This is a genomic window from Dietzia aerolata (assembly GCF_014144865.1).
GTDB classification, from domain to species: Bacteria; Actinomycetota; Actinomycetes; order Mycobacteriales; family Mycobacteriaceae; genus Dietzia; species Dietzia aerolata.
This window is the reverse complement of the sequence record NZ_JAALDM010000008.1, coordinates 1-7,777: the sequence shown is the minus strand read 5'-3', so window position 1 is coordinate 7,777 and position 7,777 is coordinate 1. Positions and strand designations below refer to the sequence as shown.

Genomic DNA, 7,777 nt, shown 5'->3' with positions numbered 1-7,777 from the left:
CCGCACGGCCGTACACTTACCGACAACGGTTCCCATTACCGGCCCGCCCCACATCAGGAGCACCGGCCCACCTCAGGAGCAGTAGACGTGACGATCTCTCCTCGGACCTCTGGCAGCGGCTCGCCCGGCCCGCGTCGAGGCGGCGCCACCCAAGCCCTGACCGCATTCGCTGCCGCCCTTCTCGGCGCGGGCGCGCTGACCGCGTGCGGCAGCTCGGGCGGTTCGGCCGGTGCGGGTGGGGACGGCCCGAGTGTGGTGGCGTCGACGAACGTGTACGCCGACATCGTCGAGCAGGTCGCCGGCGGCAACGCGACCGTCGAGGCCGTCATCTCCGACCCCGCGGCCGACCCGCACTCGTACGAGGCCAGTCCGGCCGACGCCGCCAAGGTCTCGAACGCCGACCTGGTGGTCTACAACGGCGGCGGCTACGACTCCTTTGTCGACCTCGCACTCGAGAACGCGGGCGAGGTGCCGGTCGTGCGGGCCGTCGACGAGTACTCGGCCGTCACCGGCGAGGCCGCGCCGGAGCACTCCCACGATCACGGGGACGACGCCGGCGGGAGCCACGACGGTCACGACCACGGCGACGATGACGGTCACGAGGACGAGTCCAACGACGAAGGCCAGGGCGGGCATGCCGGGCACGACCATTCGCACGACGCCGCCAGCAACGAGCACGTCTGGTTCAGCCTGCCCACCACCACGGCAGTGGCCGAGCAGGTCGCCTCCCAGCTCGCCGAGATCGACCCCGAGCACGCCGACGACTACCGCGCCAATGCCCGAAGCTTCGGCGACGCACTTACCCCCGTGCAGGCCCAACTCGACGAGATCCACGACCGCGGACACTTCCCCTACGCGCAGACCGAGCGCATCGGCGCGCACCTCCTCGACTACGCCCACATGGTCGACCGCACCCCACGCGGCTTCCTGACCTCCGTCGAGGACGACACCGACCCGTCCGCCGCCGACCTCGCCTCACTGATCGACCTGCTGGACCGGCAGGAGGTCGCCGTCCTCGCCTACAACCCGCAAACCGAGACAGCGGTCACCGCCCGGGTGCGTGAAGCCGCGGTGAATGGTGGTGTCGTCGTCGTCGAGATTTCCGAGACCCTCCCCGAGGGAACGGACTACGTGACCTGGATGAGCGGAATCGTCAACGAGCTGGCCGATGCACTCGCCGGCGCCGCCCCGGTGGACGACGATGAGCACTGATCACGCGCGTGGCATCCCCGGGCCCGGCCCCGTCGTCTCGCTCGAGGGCGTGACCATCTCGCGCGGCGGCCGCACCCTCATCCGCGACCTCGACCTGCAGATCCAGCCCGGCGAGTTCGTGGCCGTCCTCGGACCCAACGGCGCCGGCAAATCCACCCTCCTCAAGGTCCTGCTCGGCGAACACAAGCCCGACTCCGGGACCGTGCTCGTCGACGGCCGCGCGCCCGGCGACCGCGGCACCCACCTCGGCTACGTGCCGCAGCAGCGCGCCTTCGACCCCGGCATCACCCTGCGTGGGCGCGACCTGGTCAGCCTCGGCATCGACGGCACCCGCTGGGGCCCCGGCTGGTCCGGCCGACGCGGCGAAAAACGACGGATCGTCGAGGATTCGCTGGCCCGGCTCGAGGCCGGCAAGCTCGCCGACAAGCCGCTCGGCCGCATGTCCGGCGGCGAGCAGCAGCGCGTGCGCGTGGCCCAGGCGATCGCGTGCGACCCCTGCGTCATGCTGTGCGACGAGCCGCTGCTAAGCCTCGACCTCACCGGCCAACGCACCGTCGCGTCCGTGCTCGACCGACGGCGGCGCGAGGACGACACCGCGATCGTCTTTGTCACCCACGAGATCAACCCCGTGCTGCCGATGGTCGACCGTGTCCTCTACATCGTCGACGGCCGCTACCGCATCGGCACGCCCGACGAGGTGTTCACGACCGAGGTCATGTCCGATCTGTACTCCTCGCCGGTCGAGGTGCTGCGGGTGCGCGGGCAGATCGTCGTGGTGGGCGACACGCAGCACCTGGTGGCCGAGCCCTGGTCGACCGGGCACCACCATCATGACGACGACGACCACGGACACGGAGCGCACTGATGGACCGCTTGCTCGAGATCCTCGCCTCCCTCACCGACACAGAGACGACCGCGTATCTCCTGCAGCAGGACTTCGTTCTGCTCGGGCTCGCCGCGATCGCGCTGCTCGGCCTGCTCGCTGGCGCGATCGGGCCGTTCATCGTGATGCGGCAGATGTCGTTCTCCGTGCACGGCGCGTCCGAGTTGGCGTTGACCGGCGCCGCCGCTGCGCTGCTGTTCGGGCTCAACCTGGGACTCGGCGCGATCGTGGGCTCGGTGATCGCCGCCCTCATGTTCGGACTCATGGGCTCGCGGGTCTCCCAGCGCGACTCCTCCATAGGCGTGGTGCTGGCGTTCGGACTGGGCCTGGCCGTATTGTTCATCCACCTCTACCCCGGCCGGTCGGGCACAGCGTTCTCACTGCTCACCGGGCAGATCGTGGGCGTGTCCGAGAGTGGGCTGCTGCAGATGGCGATCGTCGCGGCGATCATCTGCGCCGCCCTGATCGCGCTGTACCGGCCGCTGGTGTTCTCCTCCGCCGACCCCGAGGTTGCCGAGGCGCGCGGTGTCCCGGTGCGGGCGATCAACATGATCTTCGCCGTGCTCGTGGGCCTCGCGGCGGCGCAGGCCGTGCAGGTCGTCGGCGCACTGCTTGTGCTGTCCCTGCTCATCACCCCGGCTGCCGCTGCGGCGGCGGTCACCTCGAGTCCGGCGAAGGCGATCGGGCTGACGATCCTGTTCGCCGAGGTCGCGGCCGTGGGCGGCATGCTACTCTCCCTCGCGCCGGGCGTGCCGGTGTCGGTGTTCGTGACCGCCCTGTCGTTCGTCATCTACCTCGCGGCCCGGGGCGTGGGGGCTCTCCGCCGCTGAGCCGGCCGCTCGCGTTGGCTTGGCTTGGCTTGGCCCGCGCCAGCTCCATCGCGCATTCCATCGCGAAGAGGGTTCGGCCCACGTCGGTCGAGTGGCGGTGCGCGAAATCCGCTTCTCGACGCTCTAGCGTCTATCTGGTGAGCCCAGACCACCCAGGAAGCCCAGGACGCCCCGACCACGCCGCTGAATCCGCCGACGCCGACGCCGGCACTGCTGCCGCTGCTGCCGCTGCTGGCGGGGCTGGCGGGGCTGGCGGGGCTGGCGATGATTCGAGCACGCCCGAACTCGCGACGATCCGGGCCGCGTTCCCGGCGCTGCGCTGGGAGTCGGTCACCCGCACCGACGAGGGCTGGGACCACCTCGTGCTGATGCTTCACGGCTGCTCCGGCGAAGACGCGCGCGGACACAGCGACCTCGTGTTCCGATTCCCCACCGACGAGCAGGCGCACGCGCAGCTGCCCACCGAGATCGCGGTGCTCGAGCACTTGTCGACGCAGGTCGACGCCGCGCTCCCCCGCTACACGCACGTGCCCGAGGGTGTGCCGTTCGCCGGCTACCCGATGGTCCGCGGGGAGCGGCTCACCCCGGAATTGCTGCACAGCCTGCCGTTCACCGAGCAGACGATCGTCGCCACGCAGCTGGGTTCACTGCTGTCGGCATTGCACATCCAGGACCTCTCCCAGCCGCCGATGGATCTGGTGGCCCCGTCGTACCAGCCGGAGAATCTGGACTTCGTACGCGGGATAGTCGAGAACAACATGCCCGATGTGCTGACCCCCGACGAGCTGCGTACGGCCCGCGAGATCTGTGACGAGGTGGCCGCGCTCCAGTCCACGCTGCTGCCCCGGGTGTTCCTGCACTACGACATCTACTCTCGGCATCTGTACTGGGAGCGCGGGCTCGGGCGCGGAAATGTCACCAGCACGGTCGCCGCGCCGGGATCGCCCGGCCGGCTGGGCCTGATCGACTTCACCGACATGTGCATCGGCGACCCCGCGATCGATTTCGCAGAACTGTACGAATACGGCCCGCGTTTCGTCGAGCGCGTCCTGGCCAGGTACGTCGGCCAGATCGATGCAACCTTCCTCGACCGCGCGTGGACGTACCAGCGACTGGCAGGCCTGTACGTCCTCGCCGGCCACCTGTACTACGGCGAAGAAACCTGGGAGTACGCGCGGGCGACCTTCGACCGCTGCCGCTCCCCACAGCGCCCGCAGGCCTGAGCAGCGCAGGCGTGGCTGGACTGTGCCCGCGCGCATGAACCGTGTGCATGAAGCACGCCCGGTTGGCAGAGGCCCCTGGGAGCCGAAAAACTGCGCAACATCAGCGCGATTTTGGGCAACATCAGCGCGATGTCCGTGGCGTGTCGTCTCGCTGATGTTGCTCAAAATCTCAATTGTGTTGCTCAATTTCGATGCGGCCTTCGGCCACGCTCGTTCGGCCCCACCTCGCGGGGAGTCACAGCGTCAGCGCTACGACCAGACTCTGCAGGTGAAACGCTGGTCGCCACGACTCAACGCGAGACCCGTGAGGTACGAGCGGTGCGTGGGGCGCTCACGTGCCGCCGGAGTCATCGGCAAGTGAGTTCGGCCCGCATCGTGCGAGTAGCTTCGTGCCGAACCCACTTATCGATGGCCGGTGGCGTTGCGGGGCAGCGGGTCAGCCCTTGAGGCGGCGCTGGCGGGCGAACTCCGACAAGACGACGCCCGCGGCGACAGAGGCGTTGAGGCTCTCCACCTTTGAGGCGATCGGGATCGACAGGATCGAATCGCAGTTCTCGCGCACCAGGCGGGACAGGCCCTTGCCCTCGGAGCCCACGACGACCACGGTGGGGCCGGTGCCGTCGTAGTCGTCGAGCGAGACGTCGCCGCCCGCGTCCAGGCCGACGAGCTGCGCGCCCGACTTTGCCCAGTCCAGCAGCGTGCGGTTGAGGTTGGTGGCGCGGGCGACCGGCAGACGGGCCGCGGCGCCGGCCGAGGTACGCCACGCCACCGCGGTGATCGAGGCGCTGCGCCGCTCCGGGATCAGCACGCCGTGGCCGCCGAAGGCCGCCGTCGAGCGGATCACGGCGCCGAGGTTTCGGGGGTCGGTGATGTTGTCCAACGCCACCAGCAGGGCCGGGGTCGAGGAGTTCATCGCGCTCTCGAGCAGATCCTTGGGATCGGCGTACTCGTACGGCGGAACCTGCAGCCCGATCCCCTGGTGCATCCCGTTGGAGGTCATGCGATCCAGATCGGTGCGCGGGACCTCGAGGATTGAGATGCCCTTGTCGGCGGCAAACCGCACGGCCTCGGTCAGGCGCTCGTCATTGTCGGCCCCGACGGCCACAAACAATGCCGTGGCGGGAACGCCGGCCCGCAGGCACTCGACGACCGGGTTGCGGCCCACTACCAGCTCGGGCCCGTCGGCCTGCTTCTCGGCATACCGACGACGCTGCTGCGACGTCTGCGCCTTGCGATCAGCCTGCTTGGCCCGCCGATGCGCCGGATGGTACGTCCGGTCCTCGGCCTTGGGGGTGGCGCCGCGCGCCTCGAGTCCCCGACGACGCTGGCCGCCGGAACCGACGACCTGGCCCTTCTTCGTACCGCTCTTGCGGATCGCTCCGCGACGGCTCGAGTTGCCCGCCATATCAGTCCTTCCGGTTGGCGAGCGACCACTTCTGGCCGTCCGCGGTGTCAGCCACCTCGATGCCCGCCGCGACCAACCGGTCCCGAACCGCATCGGCGGTGGCGAAGTCCTTGTCCGCCCGTGCCTGTTGACGTGCCGCGAGCTCCGCCTGCACCAGGAGATCAAGAGCGATCGCGGTGTCGTCGTCGTCGCCCCTTGATCCGGCAACCCACTGGGCGTCGAGCGGATCCACTCCCAGTACTCCCGCCATGGCCCGGACGGTCGAGGCGGCGGCCACGGCCGCCGCGGTGTCACCGCCTGACAGCGCGGTATTGCCGGCGCGGACCTGCCCGTGGATCTCGGCAAGCGCGGCGGGCACCCCCAGGTCATCGTCCATCGCGGCGGCGAAACCGTCGGTCCACGTCCCCACCGGCACCTCGGCGACCTCGGCCACGCGCCGCACGAACGCCTCGATCCGCCGGTACCCCGCCGCCGCCTCCTGCAGCGCCTCAGGCGAGTACTCAAGCATCGAGCGGTAATGGGCGCTGCCCAGGTAGTACCGCAGCTCGACGGGCCGGACGCGCTCGAGGATGTTGGGCACGCTGAGCACGTTGCCCAGGGACTTGCTCATCTTCTCGCCGGCCATGGTGACCCAGCCGTTGTGCAGCCAGTAGCGGGCGAATCCGTCGCCGGCGGCGTGGGACTGGGCGGCCTCGTTCTCGTGGTGCGGGAACTGCAGGTCCAGGCCGCCGCCGTGGATGTCGAACGTGCCGCCGAGGTACCAGGTGGCCATGGCCGAGCACTCCAGGTGCCAGCCCGGCCGGCCGTCGCCCCACGGGGTGGGCCAGCTGGGCTCGCCCTCCTTGGCGGCCTTCCACAGCGCGAAATCGCGGGGGTCACGCTTGCCGCGCAGCTCCGCGGACTCGCCCTGATCCACCTCATCGAGCTTGTGGCCGGACAGGTGGCCGTAGTCGCCCTCCGGGGCCTTGGACCACGCCGCCACGTCGAAGTACACCGAGCCCTCCGCCGGGTAGGCGAAGCCGCGCTCGATGAGCCGCTCCATGTACTCGATCATCTGCGTCATGTGGCCGGTCGCGCGCGGCTCGGTCGACGGCGGCAGCACGCCCAGCACGTCGTAGGCCCGGGTGAACTCGCGCTCGTGCGTGGCGGCCCACTCCCACCAGGGGCGACCGTTCTCGGCGGCCTTGGTGAGGATCTTGTCGTCGATGTCCGTGACATTGCGGACGAACGCCACGTCGTAGCCGGCCGCGGTCAACCAGCGGCGGAGGATGTCGAAGGCCACGCCCGAGCGCACGTGCCCGATGTGCGGCGCCGACTGCGGGGTGGCTCCACACAGGTAGACGGACGCGTGCCCTTCCCGGACGGGGGTGAATTCCCGGAGGGTGCGGGTGGCGGTGTCATACAGGTGGAGTGTCACGGTGGCCGAGTCTACCGGTGCGGCGGCCTCGTACCCGCTTCCCGCGCGAGCCGGCACTCCCCCGACGCGCGAGCCAGCACTCCCCCGACGAGGTTGCCGGACATCGTTTTGGAGTTGCCGAACATCTGGTGCGATTTCGCGCCGATTTTCGCACCAGATGTTCGGCAACTGCCCGGTCGTGTCCGGCAACCGGCTTCTGACCCGCAGAATGTCCGGCCAGCCCCGCGGCCGCCGCAGCCCCTCAGCCCCGGTAGACCAGCGCAGTCGCGGTGGCAAAGACGCCTTCCCCGCGACCGGTGAACCCCAGCCCGTCGGTGGTGGTGGCCGAGACGGAGACGGGCGCACCGATGATCCCGGACAGCCGCTCCTGCGCCTCGATCCGCCGCGGCCCCATCTTGGGCCGGTTGCCGACCATCTGCACGGCGCCGTTGCCGATCGTCCAGCCCTCGCGTGTCAGCAGCTCAACGGCCTCGCGCAGCAGGCGTTCGCCGGAGACGTCGTCGTATTCGGGCCGCCCGGTGCCGACCATCGAGCCGAGGTCGCCGAGCCCCGCGGCGGACAGGAGCGCGTCGACGAGTGCGTGCGCCACCACGTCGCCGTCGGAGTGGCCTTCGCAGCCGTGGTCGTCGGGAAAGTGCAGGCAGGCCATCATGCAGGGCTTGCCGGGCTCGACGCGATGGGCATCGGTGCCGATCCCCACGCGCGGGATGACGGGTCCGGTCACTGGTTCTCCTCGGGTTCGGCGGGCGAGTCGGCGGGCGGGTTCGCGGACGGCTCGGCCCCCGCCGCGACGCCGGGCTCGGGCCG

At 70.1% G+C, this 7,777-nt stretch carries 7 protein-coding genes; 4 read left to right on the top strand and 3 right to left on the bottom strand.

Going from position 1 to position 7,777, the window contains the following annotated elements; all coding sequences use genetic code 11:
- Positions 1-87 precede the first annotated feature (87 nt).
- The 4 genes from G6016_RS00535 to G6016_RS00520 all read left to right on the top strand — a co-directional run bounded on the left by G6016_RS00535 (position 88) and on the right by G6016_RS00520 (position 4,148).
- Positions 88-1,212 carry a metal ABC transporter solute-binding protein, Zn/Mn family gene (locus G6016_RS00535; protein WP_338403459.1) on the top strand — a complete coding sequence of 375 codons (1,125 nt, stop codon included), beginning with the start codon at positions 88-90 and terminating at the stop codon, positions 1,210-1,212.
- The gene (locus G6016_RS00530) at positions 1,202-2,077 is read left to right on the top strand and encodes a metal ABC transporter ATP-binding protein (protein WP_241729623.1); all 876 of its coding nucleotides are present in this window, start codon (positions 1,202-1,204) and stop codon (positions 2,075-2,077) included. Before G6016_RS00535 ends, G6016_RS00530 begins: the two co-directional genes overlap by 11 nt.
- The gene (locus tag G6016_RS00525) at positions 2,077-2,925 is read left to right on the top strand and encodes a metal ABC transporter permease (RefSeq protein WP_182630761.1); all 849 of its coding nucleotides are present in this window, start codon (positions 2,077-2,079) and stop codon (positions 2,923-2,925) included. Before G6016_RS00530 ends, G6016_RS00525 begins: the two co-directional genes overlap by 1 nt.
- 137 nt (positions 2,926-3,062) lie before the next feature.
- The gene (locus G6016_RS00520) at positions 3,063-4,148 is read left to right on the top strand and encodes an aminoglycoside phosphotransferase family protein (RefSeq protein WP_338403458.1); all 1,086 of its coding nucleotides are present in this window, start codon (positions 3,063-3,065) and stop codon (positions 4,146-4,148) included.
- Between the two features lie 436 nt (positions 4,149-4,584).
- Here the strand turns inward: G6016_RS00520 and rlmB are convergent, their stop codons facing one another.
- The 3 genes from rlmB to ispF all read right to left on the bottom strand — a co-directional run bounded on the left by rlmB (position 4,585) and on the right by ispF (position 7,694).
- A complete protein-coding gene (gene rlmB, locus G6016_RS00515) occupies positions 4,585-5,553 on the bottom strand; it encodes a 23S rRNA (guanosine(2251)-2'-O)-methyltransferase RlmB (protein WP_182630760.1) in 969 nt (322 codons plus the stop codon).
- A 1-nt stretch (position 5,554) separates the two neighbouring features.
- Positions 5,555-6,970, bottom strand: a complete 1,416-nt coding sequence (gene cysS / locus G6016_RS00510; RefSeq protein ID WP_182630759.1) for a cysteine--tRNA ligase — start codon at positions 6,968-6,970, stop codon at positions 5,555-5,557.
- Positions 6,971-7,211: 241 nt separating this feature from the next.
- Positions 7,212-7,694, bottom strand: a complete 483-nt coding sequence (gene ispF / locus G6016_RS00505; RefSeq protein ID WP_182630758.1) for a 2-C-methyl-D-erythritol 2,4-cyclodiphosphate synthase — start codon at positions 7,692-7,694, stop codon at positions 7,212-7,214.
- Positions 7,695-7,777 lie beyond the last annotated feature (83 nt).

Coding starts and splice junctions, on each gene's coding strand:
- G6016_RS00530 (WP_241729623.1), top strand. CDS start 1,202: ATGAGCACTGATCACGCGCGTGGCATCCCCGGGCCCGGCCCCGTCGTC.
- G6016_RS00525 (WP_182630761.1), top strand. CDS start 2,077: ATGGACCGCTTGCTCGAGATCCTCGCCTCCCTCACCGACACAGAGACG.
- rlmB (WP_182630760.1), bottom strand. CDS start 5,553: ATGGCGGGCAACTCGAGCCGTCGCGGAGCGATCCGCAAGAGCGGTACG.